Genomic DNA, 18,283 nt, shown 5'->3' with positions numbered 1-18,283 from the left:
TAGGGGTGTAGCTCCAATTGGCAGAGCAGCGGATTCCAAATCCGCGTGTTGGGAGTTCGAATCTCTCCACCCCTGCCATATACTAAAGCCTCAGCAGAAATGCTGGGGCTTTTTTACGTCTGTTGCTTCTGAAAAGTAATGTTGGGATAGCTAGGCGCCCCTGGCATATTTAAGGCTCCAGACTACGCGTCTCCGCAGAAAACTTGGAATCTTTTTGCTTTCTATTTATTCGATAATTCCTATCTTTAACAGAACTTAGCCTTAAAAGTGTAAGTGCTTACTTATCTCAGCTTCTTTTATAAACAATCGATAGCACAAACCAAACTTCTTTATGAGAATTATTCTCAATATTTTGTTACATTTTGGTCGTTATTACTAAAAGGCAACAAATATGGATATTTCCCGTCGTAAGTTTATTCAATCATCTCTCGCTATATCTGCACTAACCGTCCTGCCGGCTTGTTCAATGAAGCAGTCTGTTGATGAGCAAGGAAAGTTCGTTTATGACTTAACTGCTGAGCCCTCAACTGCTGAGTTGGTAAAGGGGTTTAATACTAATGTTTTAGCCTTTAATGGACAGATTCCAGCGCCGATTATTCGCTGTCGACAAGGCGAAAAGGTAACGATCCGATTTACCAACAAGCTTTCAGAACCGACGACAATTCATTGGCATGGACTGAGAATTCCAATCGAAATGGACGGGGTTCCTTTCTTAAGTCAGCCTCCTATTATGCCCGGTGAAACGTTTGTCTATGAGTTTACCCCACCAGATGCGGGTACTTTTTGGTATCACCCACACATGAACAGCGTTAAACAACTGGGTATGGGCTTAGTCGGCCTTATTATTGTTGAAGAGAGCGCGCCAGTTCAGTTCGATGAAGAGCATGCTCTGATGCTTAAACATTGGCATATCGACAAACAAGGTCAGTGGAAAGACTTAATGATTCCCCGCCTCAGCGCTCGTATGGGCACGCCAGGAGAGTGGAGTAGCGTTAATGGAGTACATGAACCTATCTATCAATTGAAGCAGCATGCAACGACTAGGCTCCGTATCGCTAATGTTGATAACACGATTACCTATCCGATTGCTATTGAAGGGGCAGAAGCATGGGTCATTGCCATTGATGGTAACCCTGTAAAGACACCTTATAAGCTGACTCAACATAAAATTGGCCCAGGTATGCGTGTCGACCTTGGGCTGATTGCTCCTAAGGTGGGCGAGCAAGTGAGTGTCCTTCAAATGAAGGGGCGTTTTCCGTTCTCCTTGTGTGAGTTTGAGGTTGTAGATTCAACGTTAATAGAAGGCCAAACACTTCCTTCATTGCCTCTGAATCCCGTGCCTAACTTAGATCTCGCCAACGCAGAAGAAATCGATTTTGTGTTTGAGTGGGAAGGGGCGGTATCACCAGTATCTAAAGATGGTAAGTCCATGCCTAAGTTTTGGCTTACTAATAAGCGAGCATGGGAGGGAATGAGCAAAGACAATATTCCAGAGCCGTTGGCGACTTTAGAGTTAGGTAAGACTTACATATTCGATCTTAAGAACGTCACTCAATATCATCACCCGATTCATATTCATGGTCATACATTTACTGTATTGGAACTTGATGGTAAAAAAATTGAAGAACCCTTCCATACCGACACTGTGTTACTTGGGAAAAATGGTCGAGCGAAAGCTGCGTTTGTTGCAGACAACTCTGGACGTTGGATGTACCACTGTCATGTCATTGAGCACATGAAAACGGGACTAATGGGATATATTGAAGTTAAGTGACACCTGTAACGTTTAATTTTTGCGCATGCATTCTTAGTTCTACCCTCGCTTTTATCGGCGGTAAAGCTAGAATATAGGGACTGTTATTTGGGAGGATTCATGGGTCAGCTATCTATTTTAGGTTTTATTGCCATTGGTGGCGCATTTGGTGCTTGTTCGCGCTATTTGATTTCAGAGTTATGTGTAGTGATGTTAGGGCGTGGCTTTCCTTACGGTACGTTGGCCGTTAACGTGATCGGCTCTTTGATTATGGGCTTGCTCATCGCCGCATTCGAAAATGAGATGATTGCGACTGAACCATGGAGACAGATCATTGGCCTCGGTTTCCTTGGAGCACTGACTACGTTCTCTACATTTTCGATGGATAACGTGCTTCTTATGCAGCAGGGCGCTTTCTTTAAGATGGGGCTTAATGTGTTGCTCAACGTGGTTCTCAGTATTTCAGCAGCATGGATCGGCTTCCAACTTTTGATAAAGTCTTAAAACTTTCTTACGATTTGTTAACAACTCGGCTTGGTTTATCCAAGCCGTTTTTATATACTCGATCGAACTTGTCGGAGTGCCATATGGCTGAGACCGTTAACTCGGGATCCGTTGAACCTGATCAGGCTAATACCTGCGAAGGGAACAAGAGTAGATATCTAACTAGAATCCTTCTAGAGATCTATCTCCAGATCACAACTGTATTTCTTACCGTGATCCCTCTTGTAGCATCTAATCCGTCAAGCATTTTTATCCCAATAAATAATGGCTAAAAGCCAAGGAAAAATGCTATGTCGAGTCGTAAACAAGCAAGACTGGAAGCGAAGAATTTCATTGATTCTTTATCCGTACAACCCTATCCAAATTCAAAAAAAGCTTACATCCAAGGATCTCGAGAAGATATCCAAGTCCCTGTGCGAGAAATATCACTCGCAGATAGCCTTGTCGGTGGCACCAAAAAAGAGCCTGTATTCGAATCTAATGAGCCTATTCATGTCTACGATACCTCCGGTGTTTATACCGATCCTACGCATGAAATAGACCTTTATAGCGGCCTTCCTAAGTTGCGAGAGCAATGGATTGAAGAGCGTGGCGATACGGAATTGCTCGATGATGTAAGCTCTGTTTACACCAAAGAACGTTTAGAAGATGAAACCCTAGACGACCTTCGTTACGGAAACCTGCCTAGAATTCGTCGTGCTACTGGCGACCAATGTGTAACTCAACTGCATTATGCTCGTCAGGGTATTATCACTCCTGAGATGGAGTATATTGCGATACGCGAGAACATGGGACGTCAGAAGTTTGCTGACGAACAACTTAATCACCAACACCCTGGCCATAACTTTGGCGCCAACCTACCTAAAGAAATTACCCCTGAGTTCGTGCGTAAAGAGGTCGCTGAAGGCCGAGCTATCATCCCTTCGAACATCAACCACCCAGAATCAGAACCTATGATTATTGGCCGCAACTTCTTAGTGAAAGTGAACGCCAATATCGGTAACTCTTCAGTTAGCTCTTCGATTGAAGAAGAAGTTGAGAAGCTAGTATGGTCGACTCGCTGGGGCGGCGATACCGTAATGGACCTTTCCACTGGCCGTAATATCCACGAGACTCGTGAATGGATCCTACGTAATAGCCCGGTGCCGATTGGTACGGTTCCTATGTATCAGGCGCTTGAGAAAGTGAATGGCGTAGCCGAAGACCTTAACTGGGAAGTGATGCGCGATACCTTGATTGAACAAGCGGAGCAGGGCGTTGATTACTTCACTATTCATGCCGGTTTGCTTCTTCGTTACGTTCCTATGACGGCTAAACGTGTGACTGGCATTGTCTCTCGTGGTGGATCTATCATCGCGAAATGGTGTCTTGCACATCACCAAGAAAGCTTCTTATACACACACTTCCGCGAGATCTGCGAGATCTGTGCGAAGTACGATGTTGCTCTTTCACTAGGTGATGGCTTGCGTCCTGGCTCTATTGCAGATGCCAACGATGAGGCTCAATTCTCGGAGTTACGTACTCTAGGTGAGTTAACTAAAGTGGCTTGGGAATACGACGTTCAGGTGATCATTGAAGGTCCTGGACATGTACCTATGCACCTTATTAAAGAGAACATGGACGAGCAGTTAGAGCACTGCCATGAAGCGCCTTTTTATACATTAGGTCCACTGACTACAGATATCGCACCGGGTTATGACCACATTACCTCTGGTATTGGCGCGGCGATGATTGGTTGGTACGGCTGTGCGATGCTTTGTTATGTAACACCTAAAGAGCATTTGGGCTTACCAAATAAAGAAGATGTGAAGACTGGCTTGATTACTTACAAGCTGGCAGCACATGCAGCAGACTTGGCCAAAGGACACCCAGGTGCACAAATCCGAGATAATGCATTATCAAAAGCTCGTTTTGAATTCCGTTGGGAAGACCAATTTAATCTAGCTTTAGATCCAGAAACAGCACGTTCTTTCCACGATGAAACTCTGCCACAAGAGTCGGGCAAGGTTGCTCACTTCTGCTCTATGTGTGGACCTAAGTTCTGCTCGATGAAGATTTCTCAAGAAGTTCGAGAGTATGCGAAAGACACAGAACAAGTAGCTGCAGATCAGGCTATAGAGATTAAGATGCTAGATAACCCGTTGGAGGGAATGCGTCAAAAATCGCAAGAGTTCCGTGATACTGGCTCTGAACTTTATCACCTTGCTGTAGGCGCAAAAGAAGCTCAATTAGAGGAATAATGACAGTGAAGATTCTCATCCCATCTCAATACATCGAGTTAACGGGGGAGGTTCAAAACTGTCTATTGGTTGCTAAGCAACAAGGTTTAGCAACTGATGCAGTTGAGTTGGGTGTAAGCCCAACTCAATACTTCTCTATCGTTTATGCTCAACAAGCATTATCTATTGGCTTTGCTCGTGATGTTGATTCATTGGCGGAGTGTCAGTTAGCGCAACTGAGCCATGTTGTTGATTACAGTAATTCAGTTGCGTTGACCGATGTGTGTTCTGCTTTGACCCAAGCTTCGAACACCGTCTATATCGGAGTCTCCGATGATTCAGATGTGTTAGATATCTGGTCACACTTAAATGCTAATCGCGTTATCAAGAGTGACACTACAGCTCATCAAGAATTAGATAATCGTGGTCACTTCGCTTGGTTACTTACTTTATTGGCGTTGGAATTTCCATTGGAAGACGTGCTGGTTTTAGCTCGCGCAGCATCAAATGTTTCACGTGGAACATGGCCAGCACACTATCAAAATTTTCCTATCCCAGTTCTAGAAGATGAACGACTGGATATAAGTGTCGGTTGGGCCAACCAAGGGACATCACTTTCCTTCCCTGAGTTGAGCAAAAATAGCCTCGGCTTATATCCGGTTGTTGATGATATTGAGTGGATCGAAAGGCTGCTCAAGCTTGGAATCAACACTGTCCAACTGCGTATTAAGAACCCTCTACAAGCCGACTTGGAGCAACAAGTTGCGCGATCTATCGAACTTGGTCGAGAACATAACGCTCAGGTTTTTATTAACGATTACTGGCAGCTTGCGCTCAAGCATGGTGCTTTTGGTGTACACCTTGGGCAAGAGGATATTGAGGAATCAAACCTTTCCCAACTGAGCCAAGCGGGTATTAAGATCGGTCTATCGACTCATGGTTATTACGAGTTGCTACGTATTGTGCAAATCAACCCAAGCTATATTGCGCTGGGGCACATCTTCCCAACAACAACTAAACAGATGCCATCGAAGCCTCAGGGTTTAGTTCGTTTATCTCTGTACCAACAGCTAATTGATACCATCCCATACACAGAAAAGCTTGTTGGTTATCCGACGGTTGCTATTGGCGGTATTGACCAATCGACAGCTGCGCAAGTTTGGAATTGTGGTGTATCGAGCTTAGCGGTTGTTCGTGCGATTACATTGGCGGAAGACCCACAAAAAGTGATCGAATTTTTCGAAAAACTGATGACGCCTAAACCTCCGACTACCAAAGAAGAGGTTATGCAGGAGCCTAGCTATGCTGAGTGACTTTGAGTTCATTCGTTACCAACGACAAATTGCATTACCTGAGGTTGGTGAGCAAGGGCAACGAAACCTGTTAAACAGCCATGTGTTGGTGATTGGTTGCGGCGGTTTGGGTAATGCCGCTGCTCTTTATCTCGCAGCTTCTGGTGTGGGAAGAATTGTGTTGGTCGATGATGATTGTGTTGATTCGTCCAACCTGCAGAGACAGGTGGCGTTTAAGGAGAGCCAATTAGGTTCACCTAAGGTCGAAGCACTTAAACAACAACTGAATGAGCTCAATGGGCGAAGCCAAATAAGAACCATCAATCAACGAATGAGTGAAAGCCAACTTGAATTAGAAGTAATGTTGGCTGATCTCGTGTTGGATTGTACTGACAACTTCGAGTCACGCCAGCAGGTTAACCAGGCATGTTTCAGCGCGAAGACCCCTTTGATTTCTGGTTCTGCAATCGGTTGGAAAGGCCAGTTTATTGTATTTGACTATCAGAATCAGAAAGGGTGCTACCACTGTTTGTTCCCGTTCAGTCATCATCCACAAACGACTCGTTGCAGCGATAGCGGCATCATAGGCCCGGTTGTTGGCACCATAGGTAACCTTCAAGCTTTAGCTGCTATTCAACGTTTAACTCGTGGTGAGTTTCAGGTCGCAACACATCAACTCAAACTGTTCGATGGTCAGACGATGAATTGGCAAAACCTTATGGTTACTCAAGATAGTGAATGTCCCGTGTGCAGTGCGTCTGCAGTTAAGCATTTAGAAGAAGAAACCCAATGAGCCATATAACGATTTCGATAAACGAGCAACCAGAACAGGTAGCGCACTCGTCGTCTCTAACGGACATTATCCACGCTTTATCACTACCTGACTTGGGTTGTGTATTTGCAATCAATAATGCGGTTGTCCCACGCAGCCAGTGGCAACAAACGGTCGTCAATGAAGGCGACGCTATATCTCTTTTCCAAGCTATTGCAGGGGGCTAACCATGTTAACCATCGCAGATAAAACGTTTCAATCACGTCTGTTCACTGGAACCGGCAAGTTCGCAAACAAGCATTTGATGGCGAGTGCTATCGAAGCTTCCGGTTCTCAACTGGCAACCATGGCACTAAAGAGAGTCGATATTCGTTCTGAGCAAGATGATATTTTACAGCCAATTATTGATGCTGGCGTTAATCTACTTCCGAATACCTCTGGTGCGAAGAATGCAAAAGACGCCATCTTTGCTGGGCATTTGGCTCGTGAAGCGTTGGGCACAAACTGGCTCAAACTGGAAATTCACCCAGATCCAAAGTACTTGATGCCAGACCCTATTGAAACGCTTAAAGCCGCTGAGCAACTGGTCAAAGATGGCTTTGTTGTGTTGCCTTATTGCCACGCCGACCCTGTATTGTGTAAGCGCTTAGAAGAGGTTGGTTGTGCTGCTGTGATGCCACTCGGTGCACCGATTGGTTCCAATAAGGGTATTGCGTCTGCAGACTTCTTAGAGATCATTATCGACCAAGCGAATGTCCCTGTGATTGTTGATGCGGGCATTGGTGCTCCGTCACATGCAGCACGTGCAATGGAAATGGGCGCAGACGCAGTGTTAGTGAATACCGCGATTGCTGCTTCTCAACAGCCTGTTGAAATGGCGATTGCTTTTAAGTTGGCAGTTGACGCGGGGCGTATGGCTTACCTCGCTGGACTTGCAGGAAAAGTGTCTCATGCGGTTGCTTCAAGCCCGTTAACTTCATTCCTAGACGAGTAGTATTGCTATGACGTTTGTTGATCGATTTAAACAGCTCAACTGGGATGACATTGGTATGTCCATCTTTAGTAAAACGGCGGCGGATGTTGAACGCGCTCTGAGTAAACCCAAACGTGACTTAGAAGATTTTAAGGCTTTAATTTCTCCGGCAGCAGAACCTTACTTAGAGCAGATGGCACAACAATCGTTGGCGCTAACACGTAAGCGGTTCGGTAATACGATGTCGCTTTATATTCCTTTATACCTTTCTAACCTGTGCGCTAACGCGTGCACGTATTGTGGTTTTTCAATGGAAAACCGTATCAAGCGCCGCACGCTTACTTTGGATGAAATTGATGCTGAAAGTGCGGCTATCAAAAAGATGAAGTTCGATAGTGTTTTGTTGGTCACCGGTGAACATGAAACCAAGGTTGGGATGAATTACTTTCGACAGGTGTTGCCGAATATCAAAAAGCAATTTAACTACCTTGCGATGGAAGTGCAGCCACTTGGTCAACAAGATTACGCTGAACTTAAAACTCTCGGTTTAGATGCGGTGATGGTTTATCAAGAGACCTATCAACCAAGGACCTACGCTGAGCATCATCTACGTGGCAATAAAATGGATTTTGAATATCGTCTTGAAACCCCTGATCGCTTGGCAAAGGCGGGTATTGATAAGATAGGTATTGGTGCTTTGATTGGTTTGGAAGATTGGCGAACCGACTGCTTCTTTGTTGCTGCTCATTTAGATTACCTGGAGCGTACTTATTGGCAGACACGTTACTCGATTTCATTCCCACGTCTTCGCCCGTGTGAAGGTGGGGAGTCTAGTGGAGGCTTACAGCCTAAGTCGGTCATGAACGATAAACAGTTGGTTCAGCTTATCTGCGCATATCGACTCTTGAATCCTGAGGTCGAGTTATCTCTATCTACTCGTGAGTCGGCAATCTTCCGCGATAACGTGTTGCCGCTAGGTATCACTAGCATGTCTGCTGCGTCAAAAACTCAACCGGGCGGTTATGCTTCGGGTGAGGAAGAGCTTGAACAGTTTGAGATAAGTGATGAGCGAAGTGCGGCTGATGTTGAGGCTATGATTCGTCAACGCGGGTTTGATCCAGTGTGGCGCGATTGGCATAGCGCTTACTCAGGCTAATTAACATCTTGGCTGATGTTCCACGTGAAACATCAATGATGTGAAATCGACAAACAGAAACGGCTACCTAAGGGTAGCCGTTTTAATATCTAACTGAGCCAACTAGTTTTGGCTCAGTTACCTGCCTAGCAAGGCATTAAGCGTGAGCAAGTGGTGTTGTTGATTGGCGTAACCATTCCAACGTATCACCTTCAACTAATGGACTGACATCGTTCCATACTTTCTGGTGGTAATCGTTCAGCCACGCAAGTTCAGGTCGTGTCAGTAAATCGACGTTGATGTTGCGCTTATCGATAGGGCAACGTGTTAGCGATTCAAACGTTAATACGGAGAAGTCACCTTGAGTTGGTAGCTCAACAACCAATTCTAGGTTCTCGATACGAATACCAAACTCATCAGCACGGTAGTAGCCCGGCTCGTTTGATAACACCATGCCTTCAACAAGAGGTACGTCGATAAGCTTCTTAGAGATGCTTTGCGGACCTTCATGAACACTTAGGAAGTGACCAACACCATGGCCAGTACCGTGGTCGTAATCGAAGCCTTCTGCCCAAAGGTGCTGGCGCGCTAGGATATCCAGTTGGAAACCACGAGTGCCTTGTGGGAAACGAGCTCGTGCGATACCGATATGACCTTTCAGTGCGAGAGTGAACTGCTGAATCATTTCGTCGCTTGGTTGGCCAATCGCGATAGTACGAGTGATGTCGGTCGTACCATCTAGATACTGGCCGCCTGAATCGACTAGGTACAAAGTATTCAGTTCTAACTGACCTGGTTCAGGTTGGTTCTCGTGGTTGTAGTGACACATAGCTGCATTTCCGCCTGCTGCAGAAATCGTATCAAAACTTAGGTCCATCAGCGTCGGGTCTTGCTCACGGAATGATTGTACTTTGTCAGCCAATACCGCTTCGTTGTGCAGGTTACCTTGCGCGACTTCGGCATCAATCCAAGATAGGAATTTCGCCATAGCAACGCCATCACGAATATGACACGCTTTCATGCCCGCGATTTCAGTTGCGTTCTTAGCGGCTTTTGGCATTAGACATGGGTCTGCTGCTTCAATGATATGAGCGCCAGCGTTTTGTAGAACCAGTGTGTACCAAGCATTGCTCGTGCCTGAATCGACAGACACATTATTTCCTTCTAGAGACTGAAGACGTGCTTCAAGTTCTGATGGGTGAGAAACGCGAATACCATTACCAACGTGAGCTTCAAAGCCTGCCGGGATGCGTGCTGGGTCTAGGAAGAAGTCGACGCTTTCATCAGCGTGGATGATCGCGTTGGATAACACAACAGGTAGGCGAGATACGTCCAAGCCACGAATGTTAAGCAACCAACATATTGAGTCAAGCTCGGTCAGGATAGCGGCGTCCGCACCTTTTGCTTTTAGTAAGCCAGCGATCTCAGAGCGCTTACTCTCACTTGATTGACCAACGGCATTTGTTGCCATTAAGCGCACATCAGACACGACAGGCTCAGGGCGATCAGACCAAAGCTCATCAATTGGATTCGAAGAGAGTGTCGTTAGCTCAACTTTCTCTGCTAGTTTTGCTTGTGCGCCTTTCAACCAAGCTGCGGTGTGCATGCGTGGGTCGAATGCAACCTTACTGCCTTGTGGCAATGAATTGATGATCCAATCTAAAGCCGGCTCTTCAATAAGGTGGCGATACTCAAATAACTCCGCTGGTACTTGCTTACGAACCTGAACGGTGTAGCGACCATCAACAAAAATAGCAGCAGTTTCACGAGTAATAACAGCAGCACCTGCAGAGCCAGTGAAACCTGTTAACCAGTGAAGTCGCTCGTTATGAGTGGGAACGTATTCACCTAGATATTCGTCTTCGTGTGGAATGATAACGGCATCTAGGTTGTTTGTTTTAAGCCAAGCTCTAACCGCAGCAACGCGTTCAGCAGTGATATTGTGCATCTGTCTTTATCCTTATTGTTAGGGTCCTTGTTAACACTCACAGTCGATATACCTATGAGGGGACTTATTAGGTCAATAAGCTAGCGCTTTTGTTCGTTTGCTGCAAACGCTGTACGCCATTTTTATCTAAGGTGCAGAGTTTTTTCTTTGATGATATCTCGCAGCCAAGTTAAGGCTGGGTCATTTTCTCTGTCACGGTGCCAAAACAGAGTGTATGCCATTGGCGGGAATTCCATTGGTAAAGGAACAACCACCAAGTCGAGTTGCTTGGCAACGAGGTAAGTAAAGTGGCTTGGTGCCGTAAACACAAAGTCGGTGTAGGTGCACAGGCTTGCAGCGCTATTGAAATCTGGAACAGAAATAGCGATATCACGTTGATGGCCAAGATCAGCCAGTTTGTAGTCTAGTAACCAACGATCATTACCATCACATCTTACTTGTACATGACGTTGTGCAAGATAGGTTTGCAGATCCCATTTACCGCTCAGAGCAGGGTGGTTGCGTCTTAATACACACATCTGTGCATCACGGTAGATCTCCTGTTCGCAAATATCATCTGGCGGCAGCATGGTTAAACGCGCGTCGTTGATGTCGATGTCTCTACCTGTGAGTCCGATATCGAGCTCACCTAGCTGTAATTTCTTAAAGGTTTGCTCAGTCCAAGCGTGGGTGTTGATATTCACTTTAGGGGCTTGTCGAAATATAGCCGGTAAGAAGTGGGGAAGAATCAGCGGGTACACACTTTCAACAGCCGCAATGTGAAAACTGTGGTCACTGTTGTTGGGAATGAAGGTCTCAGGCTGAGTGATCAGATCAAGTTGGTTGATCAACGTTTCTAACCGAGGCTTAAGGAAAACAGCTTTCGGTGTTGGTCGTAGGCCATGAGCACTTCGTGTAAAAAGGGGGTCATTAAATTGTTCACGAAGCTTGGCTAGCGACTTACTCACCGCTGACTGGCTCAAGCATAATCGATGTGCGGTGCGAGTGACACTCAGCTCTTCCATCAGTACCTGCAAGCAAACCAATAGATTGAGGTCGAGGCGTGATAGTTTCTCGATATTCATGTGAGTTTCCTATTTGGAATAATGCTAATGAGTATATGCCATTTTTGTTCATATCTTTAGTTGGTTATTATGCACCTAAATTAACTCATTCGGAGAATCTTGTGCCTTCTAACGCGCTTCCAACCCCTAGTAAACTGCAGGTTGCTTTATTGGCAATGCTGGTTCTATTTAGCCCTTTGGCTATAGATATTTATCTTCCAGCTCTGCCACAAATTTCAACAGCGTTTCACGTGGAACACGCATTAGCACAAGATACGATTACTTGGTTTTTATTCGCCATGGGTGTCGGGCAATTATTTGCAGGTCCTTTGGCTGATAAGTTAGGACGTCGAACCGTTGCATTGGGAGGTGTTAGTATCTATGCATTGAGTGCTTGCTTGGCGTGGGCAGCTCAATCGATTGATATGATGCTAATAGCTCGGCTGCTACAAGGCTTAGGAGCTTGTGCGACTTCTGTAGCAGCCTTTGCGACAGTTCGCGATCTATTTGGCCCGGAGAAAAGTGGCCGTATGATCAGTTACCTTAACGGTGCAATTTGCTTTATTCCTGCGCTGGCACCGATTCTGGGTGCTTGGTTAACTCATCAATTTGGTTGGCGTTCGAACTTTAGTTTTATGGCAGGCTTCGCAGTCGTTGTTGGCACTATCTTATTCTTCCAAATGAAAGAGTCCAACCCTGCGACAGAAAAGGTTGCGGTGTTCAAGCTTGAGCGATACTGGTCAGTATTGAAAACACCATCATTCCTTTTCCACGCAACCTTGTGTCTGATGGCGATGGCGGTCATCCTAGCTTATGTAACCTCGGCACCGGTTGTGTTGATGGAGAATCTAGGCTTGACCATGAAAGAGTTTACTTTCTGGTTTGGTGTTAATGCAGCCATCAACATCGTAGCTGCGTTTACTGCACCTAAATTTATGGACCGTTTTGGTACCTATAAAGCACTGGTCGTTGGTATCTCAACGCTAGGTTTAGCGGGCGTGATTATGTTAGTGCTTGCAGAACACGCTAGCCCAATCGCATTCATGCTGCCAATCTTCTTATCTTCAGTGGGCTTTGCTTGGATTCTCGGTGCCGCAGCTGGTAAGGCGCTTGAACCTTTTGGTGATCGTGCGGGTACCGCAGCTGCGTTGCTTGGCTTGTTCCAGATGAGCGGTTCAGGATTACTTGTTGGTACCATGCAGCGTCTTGATTTAACGTCGCAAGTGATGATTGCGCTGCAAATGTTCCTTATTGTTCCGGCATTATTAGTGCTTGCGAGCAAAGCAGGTAAGTCGTGGCACACGACGTTTGCCAAGGCGTAAGTCTCAAGGGTGACAAAATATACAAATGGCGGTTTGCGAAACGTTAAAACATGGTATATTTGTCACTCATTGAAACGTTAGTCCCCAACGGAAAATACTGTAATGTCATTAACAACCTACGAAATGGCGCGCGTCTTAGAACAAATGGAAGATGCACCTGAAAAGGTCATGTTTGGTAAACTGCTTAAAGAGCTAGGCAACCAAAGTGAAGAGCGTATTCGCAGTGCGGCAAAACAAGTTCCAATCGATACTTTACGAGACATCATTTACCAATTTCAGCGTGTGGTAGAGTCTCGTAAGGGTGAGCAGGTTCAGCTACTCGCAAAAGAGCTAGCCGAGCAAGGTATCTCTGCTGAAGAGCTACAAGCTTTTCTAAATAAATAAGCTGACGCCAGTTAAAAAAAACCGCTCAATTGAGTGGTTTTTTGCGTTTTGAATCTGCGGCGAAGACTAGTTGCTAAATTGTTTCTTCAAGATTCTATCAAGTGAAAATGGTCCGGCTCCCCATACCACAACGATAAGAATCATTAATCCCCACAACTGATGATCATAGAAACCTTGTTCCCACAGCACCGGGTAAGACACGACAGCTATGATGTTGAACACGAACAGCACTGCGGCCATCGGTCGTGTTAATAAACCGAGTGCTAAAAACACTGGCAGAATTAACTCAGCGGCAGTACCCATGTAAGCTGCTAATTCCCAAGGTAGCAGTGGTACTTGGTATTCCAACTCAAACAAGTAAAGAGTGCTATCCCAAGTTGCTATTTTGGTTAACCCAGAATTAAAGAAGACCCACGCCACCCATAGGCGGCAAAACAGAAGTAGGACAGGAACAAAAAGTGCCTGTGATTTCTCAATCAAATTGTCGTATTGAGCCATCATGTTCGTGACTGTGTTGTTATCCATATTATGTCTCCAATTCGGCATCGATTGAAAAACCTGAGATGACGTTAAGCGCCATGACAGTATTCAGGTGTTGTAGTAGTGAAGGGGCAATCTCAGCGAGCGTTTGACCCGATTGCAATTCAGTTAATAGTTGGTGGCATTCTTCTGTCAAACAATGACTCTCAACCTGTGAATTCTCGGCTCGGATTAACACCCCAAATTCAGGTTGGTTGATGTCTAACCCGTCGAGTTGTTGCTGATAGATAGCTTGTTCAAGCGCGATAATCGTGTAACTAGAGCTAATTAGCGTTATTGAATTTTTGAGGTGAAAGACTAAAGCGCTTTGTTGCTCTGGTGGCACATCGGCTAAACAAGAAAGAGGACGTTGGTCGACATGTGATTCTGAAGCGCACCTCATCAGGTTATCTTTCTGCCATTCATACAACGCCACTTCACTGAGATAAGGTGCAGCCTCAATAACGGCAGTAAAGGCTTGGATAGTTTGTGCAAAGTGTTCACCGTAACCACTGACATCACCAGAGGTCGATGGATAACTTAAGACATGTTGACGAGCCATCTGTTGGAAGCACTCCTCTCCAACCAACATTTCAGTGAGTGGGTAGGTTGCTGCCACAACTTCGCTCAAGCTGATGACAAAGTTATTGCGGTAAATCTGGATTCGCTGTTCATCGGTAAAATGGTCGCTCACTATGTCGCAGTGCTCACCATTGTTTTGATAGCGCAGGGCGTTAGCAAACTCCAATTGAACATCTGCTAGGGAGTGGCTCATGATGCGCGACTCCTTTGGTTGAACTTGTCGTGTTGATACAAGATGTCACTGGCTTTGGTTGCTTCAGCCAATAAAACTTGTGGCTCTGGGATATCGAGATCCCACTCAATCAAGGTATGGCGCAAACCATGTTGTGCTACCCAGTCAGTGTAGAGTTTCCACACTTCGTCACAGACAGGTTTACTGTGTGTGTCTATCCAGATCTCACCTTGCTCAAGCTTCTTTTTGGTAAAACCTGCCAAGTGAATCTCTTCCACTTTGTCTGCAGGTATTCCGCTTAAGTACTCTTCACAACTAAAGCCATGATTAAAAGATGAGACGAAAATATTATTGAAATCGAGCAGTAGGCGACACTCAGTACGCTTTTGTACCTCAGCCAAAAACTCCCACTCAGGGATGGTTGAATGCTTGAAGGCTAGATAACTCGATGGATTTTCAATCAGCATCGGGCGTTGCAGGCTGTCTTGAACCTCGATGACATTACGGCAAAAGACTTCTAACGCCTCTTCGGTATAAGGCAGCGGCAGCAAGTCATTGAAGTAATGACCGCCAGTCTGACTCCAGCTGAGATGATCAGAAACCAAGAAGGGGTCGATATCATCAATCAGATCTTTTAACTGCAGTAAGTGATTTGGGTTGATGCGCTCAACAGAACCGAGAGACAACCCAACACCGTGGCAACTTATGCTGTGTGCGTTACGAATTTCTCTGAGTTGTTGGCGTTGCGGTGATTGAGCTAAAAAGTAGTTCTCGCTGTGAACCTCTAACCAACTCACTAGAGATGGATTTTGGCTAAAGAAATCTAAGTGCGGTGTTCTAAGGCCAACCCCTGCATTGGGGTGAAGAGTTTGAGTCACAACGGTTCTCCTAATTGGAAGTGGAGGTGAGCTGAATGTCAGCCCACCATACTAAGCAGCTCAATTATGATGATTGGGTGCTACCACCTGATAACTTGCCACATAGTCCTTTAGGAACGACTACGAATGCATCTGATTGGTTGTCTTCTTTTGCTGTACCTGCACATGAGCTTGTTTTGGTTGCACAATCATTTTGGCCAGCTTTTGCCACGCCGTAGCATTTTTCTTTCGCTGCTGCTTCCGCAGGTGCTGATGTAAGAACTGCACCGCCGAACGCTAGTACACTTGTGATTGCAGCTGTAACAGCAAGATTAGAATTTTTCATAGTCATTCCCTCTAGGACTTAATAGTATTTTTATATCGCAGGTTAATAAGTTGTTAACTTGCTTACTAAAAAGGATAGGAAGAACTCGGAAATAATTTCACTGCATTATAAAAAATATCAATATTAATGATGTGTTAGCTATTAAGTTGCTGATTATATGATGTTATTTTTTGATTGTTTTTTCTTCTTATTATCCTAAACGCAGCCTAGTGTTTAGGTTATAATCAGCTTTTATGTATAAATACCCAGTAGTGAGCATATCCAATGATAGATCCTTCGCTTTTACTCGATGGCCTAAACGATAAACAACGTGAGGCGGTCGCAGCACCTTTAGAAAACCTACTTATTCTGGCAGGTGCTGGCAGTGGTAAAACGCGAGTGTTGGTGCATCGCATCGCTTGGCTGCAAAGCGTAGAGCAAGCATCGCCGTTCTCTATCATGTCGGTTACCTTCACCAACAAAGCGGCAGCAGAGATGCGTGGTCGTATTGAAGAGCTGATGATGGGCAGCTCGTCAGGCATGTGGAACGGCACCTTCCACGGTATTTGTCACCGCATCCTTCGTGCTCACTACCTCGATGCAAAACTGCCAGAAGATTTCCAGATCATAGATTCTGATGATCAGATTCGTTTGCTACGCCGCTTAATCAAGGCGCAAAACCTTGATGAAAAGCAGTGGCCTGCCAAGCAAGCTTCTTGGTGGATCAATGGCAAGAAAGACGAAGGTCTGCGCCCAAGTCACATTGACGCCTACCATGATCCAATAACTCAAACGTGGTTAAAGATCTATTCTGCTTACCAAGAAGCGTGTGATCGTGCTGGCTTGGTCGACTTTGCTGAAATCTTGTTGAGATCGCATGAATTATTGCGCGATAAGAAACACATCCGCGAACACTACCAAGCTCGCTTTAAGCACATTCTTGTCGACGAATTCCAAGATACCAACAACATCCAATACGCTTGGTTACGTATGATGGCTGGCCCGGATTGTCGTGTGATGATCGTGGGTGATGATGACCAATCTATTTATGGCTGGCGTGGTGCGAAGATCGAAAATATTCAGAAGTTCTTGGATGAATTCCCAGGAGCTTCGACGGTTCGACTCGAACAAAACTACCGTTCAACCAAAACCATTCTACAGGCGTCGAATGAGCTTATCTCGAACAACACTGAACGTATGGGTAAAGAGCTGTGGACCGATGGTAACGATGGCGAGCCAATCTCTGTGTACTCAGCATACAACGAGCTCGATGAAGCGCGTTTCACGGTCAGCAAAATCAAAGAGTGGCAGGAGAAAGGCGGCGCGCTAGAAGATACGGCAATGCTTTATCGTAATAACGCCCAATCGCGTGTTCTTGAAGAAGCTTTGATTCAAGGTGGTCTGCCTTACCGAATCTACGGCGGCATGCGATTCTTCGAGCGTCAAGAAATCAGAGATGCTTTGAGCTACATGCGCCTAATGAGTAATCGCAGTAATGATGCTGCATTTGAGCGTGTCGTCAATACGCCAACGCGTGGCTTGGGTGATAAAACGTTAGAAACGATTCGTCTTGCAGCTCGTGATCGTGGTGCAACCATGTGGGAAGCAAGTGTTGCTTTGATAGAAGAACAAGTGCTCCCCGGTCGTGCTGCGGGTGCATTGAGTCGCTTTATCGAGCTTATTAATGCGCTTGAAGATGATACGCTAGAACTTAGCCTGCATGAACAAACCGACCATGTGATTAAGTCGTCGGGTCTATTTGCGATGTACGAGCAAGAGAAAGGCGAGAAATCGAAAGCGCGTATTGAGAACTTGGAAGAATTGGTAACGGCAACTCGTCAGTTCGAGAAGCCAGAAGAAGCAGATGAAATGAGCATGCTAACGGCATTCTTGACTCATGCAGCTTTGGAAGCGGGTGAAGGTCAGGCTGATGAGTTTGATGATGCGGTTCAGTTAATGACCCTGCACAGTGCCAAAGGCCTAGAGTTCCCAATAGTATTCATGGTTGGCGTTGAAGAAGGCATGTTCCCAAGCCAGATGTCTGCAGAAGAAGCGGGGCGTTTAGAAGAAGAACGTCGCTTGTGCTATGTAGGCATGACCCGTGCGATGGAGAAGCTTTATATCACTTACGCTGAGATGCGTCGCTTGTACGGTCAGGACAAGTACCACAAACCATCACGCTTTATACGTGAACTACCAGAGACATGTCTGGATGAAGTTCGTATGAAAGCGCAAGTGAGCCGTCCAGCAAGCAGTGGGCGTTTTAGCCAAACTGCCGTGAAAGAGAATTTCAACGAAACAGGCTTTAGCTTGGGATCTCGCGTTAAGCACCCTAAATTTGGTGAAGGTACCATCATCAACTTCGAGGGAAGTGGCCCGCAGAGCCGAGTTCAAGTCGCGTTTAACGGTGAAGGCATCAAGTGGTTAGTAACGGCTTATGCTCGTTTAGAACAGTTGTAATTTGCTACTTCAGCATGTAGAAA

The 18,283-nt window shown here is 45.6% G+C and carries 17 protein-coding genes, 1 tRNA gene and 1 riboswitch; of the genes, 12 read left to right on the top strand and 6 right to left on the bottom strand.

Features of this window, described 5'->3' with window-relative positions:
* The first annotated feature begins 1 nt into the window (after position 1).
* The 9 genes from ACED45_RS18405 (at position 2) to thiH (ending at position 8,669) form a co-directional block, all read left to right on the top strand.
* A tRNA-Trp gene (locus tag ACED45_RS18405) sits at positions 2-78 on the top strand.
* A gap of 313 nt (positions 79-391) precedes the next feature.
* Positions 392-1,774, top strand: coding sequence for a multicopper oxidase family protein (locus ACED45_RS18400; protein ID WP_146491436.1), 1,383 nt, complete (start codon positions 392-394; stop codon positions 1,772-1,774).
* A 99-nt stretch (positions 1,775-1,873) separates the two neighbouring features.
* The gene (gene crcB / locus ACED45_RS18395; protein ID WP_371714681.1) at positions 1,874-2,257 is read left to right on the top strand and encodes a fluoride efflux transporter CrcB; all 384 of its coding nucleotides are present in this window, start codon (positions 1,874-1,876) and stop codon (positions 2,255-2,257) included.
* Positions 2,258-2,319: 62 nt separating this feature from the next.
* Positions 2,320-2,418: riboswitch (TPP riboswitch) on the top strand.
* Between the two features lie 129 nt (positions 2,419-2,547).
* Positions 2,548-4,497 carry a phosphomethylpyrimidine synthase ThiC gene (thiC, locus tag ACED45_RS18390; RefSeq protein WP_285955195.1) on the top strand — a complete coding sequence of 650 codons (1,950 nt, stop codon included), beginning with the start codon at positions 2,548-2,550 and terminating at the stop codon, positions 4,495-4,497.
* Positions 4,497-5,789 (top strand): thiamine phosphate synthase, encoded by a 1,293-nt coding sequence (locus ACED45_RS18385; protein ID WP_371714680.1) that lies wholly within the window; start codon positions 4,497-4,499, stop codon positions 5,787-5,789. The genes thiC and ACED45_RS18385 overlap by 1 nt, the downstream gene beginning before the upstream one ends.
* Complete coding sequence (locus ACED45_RS18380; protein ID WP_210447896.1) at positions 5,779-6,561, top strand: HesA/MoeB/ThiF family protein; 783 nt, start codon at positions 5,779-5,781, stop codon at positions 6,559-6,561. Before ACED45_RS18385 ends, ACED45_RS18380 begins: the two co-directional genes overlap by 11 nt.
* Positions 6,558-6,767, top strand: a complete 210-nt coding sequence (thiS, locus tag ACED45_RS18375) for a sulfur carrier protein ThiS (protein ID WP_146491432.1) — start codon at positions 6,558-6,560, stop codon at positions 6,765-6,767. The genes ACED45_RS18380 and thiS overlap by 4 nt, the downstream gene beginning before the upstream one ends.
* Before the next feature lie 2 nt (positions 6,768-6,769).
* Complete coding sequence (locus tag ACED45_RS18370) at positions 6,770-7,534, top strand: thiazole synthase (protein ID WP_210447895.1); 765 nt, start codon at positions 6,770-6,772, stop codon at positions 7,532-7,534.
* Between the two features lie 7 nt (positions 7,535-7,541).
* Positions 7,542-8,669 (top strand): 2-iminoacetate synthase ThiH, encoded by a 1,128-nt coding sequence (gene thiH, locus ACED45_RS18365; protein ID WP_371714679.1) that lies wholly within the window; start codon positions 7,542-7,544, stop codon positions 8,667-8,669.
* Positions 8,670-8,805: 136 nt separating this feature from the next.
* On the opposite strand, the gene ACED45_RS18360 is transcribed toward thiH, so the two are convergent.
* Positions 8,806-10,596 (bottom strand): aminopeptidase P family protein, encoded by a 1,791-nt coding sequence (locus ACED45_RS18360; protein WP_210447894.1) that lies wholly within the window; start codon positions 10,594-10,596, stop codon positions 8,806-8,808.
* A gap of 122 nt (positions 10,597-10,718) precedes the next feature.
* Positions 10,719-11,660, bottom strand: a complete 942-nt coding sequence (locus ACED45_RS18355; protein WP_146491428.1) for a LysR family transcriptional regulator — start codon at positions 11,658-11,660, stop codon at positions 10,719-10,721.
* 101 nt (positions 11,661-11,761) lie between these two features.
* On the opposite strand from ACED45_RS18355, the gene ACED45_RS18350 reads away from it, so the two are divergent.
* On the top strand, positions 11,762-12,961 hold the full coding sequence (locus ACED45_RS18350; RefSeq protein ID WP_210447893.1) for a multidrug effflux MFS transporter: 1,200 nt from the start codon (positions 11,762-11,764) through the stop codon (positions 12,959-12,961).
* A 102-nt stretch (positions 12,962-13,063) separates the two neighbouring features.
* Positions 13,064-13,345 carry an H-NS-like global regulator TsrA gene (gene tsrA / locus ACED45_RS18345; RefSeq protein WP_009848181.1) on the top strand — a complete coding sequence of 94 codons (282 nt, stop codon included), beginning with the start codon at positions 13,064-13,066 and terminating at the stop codon, positions 13,343-13,345.
* 66 nt (positions 13,346-13,411) lie between these two features.
* On the opposite strand, the gene ACED45_RS18340 is transcribed toward tsrA, so the two are convergent.
* The 4 genes from ACED45_RS18340 to ACED45_RS18325 form a co-directional block, all read right to left on the bottom strand.
* A complete protein-coding gene (locus ACED45_RS18340) occupies positions 13,412-13,870 on the bottom strand; it encodes a DoxX family protein (protein ID WP_048661185.1) in 459 nt (152 codons plus the stop codon).
* A gap of 1 nt (position 13,871) precedes the next feature.
* The gene (locus ACED45_RS18335; RefSeq protein WP_371714678.1) at positions 13,872-14,639 is read right to left on the bottom strand and encodes an HvfC/BufC N-terminal domain-containing protein; all 768 of its coding nucleotides are present in this window, start codon (positions 14,637-14,639) and stop codon (positions 13,872-13,874) included.
* Entirely contained in the window at positions 14,636-15,496 is an 861-nt protein-coding gene (gene bufB / locus ACED45_RS18330) for an MNIO family bufferin maturase (RefSeq protein WP_285955200.1), read from the bottom strand. Before bufB ends, ACED45_RS18335 begins: the two co-directional genes overlap by 4 nt.
* Before the next feature lie 64 nt (positions 15,497-15,560).
* On the bottom strand, positions 15,561-15,821 hold the full coding sequence (locus ACED45_RS18325) for a BufA1 family periplasmic bufferin-type metallophore (protein ID WP_060983713.1): 261 nt from the start codon (positions 15,819-15,821) through the stop codon (positions 15,561-15,563).
* Positions 15,822-16,085: 264 nt separating this feature from the next.
* Here ACED45_RS18325 and uvrD point away from each other — a divergent pair, with 264 nt between their 5' ends.
* A complete protein-coding gene (gene uvrD / locus ACED45_RS18320) occupies positions 16,086-18,260 on the top strand; it encodes a DNA helicase II (RefSeq protein WP_146491423.1) in 2,175 nt (724 codons plus the stop codon).
* Positions 18,261-18,283: the final 23 nt, after the last annotated feature.

The sequence above is a fragment of the Vibrio crassostreae genome (genome assembly GCF_041439375.1).
Classification (GTDB): Bacteria; Pseudomonadota; Gammaproteobacteria; order Enterobacterales; family Vibrionaceae; genus Vibrio; species Vibrio crassostreae_D.
This window is presented reverse-complemented; position numbering and strand designations above follow the sequence as displayed.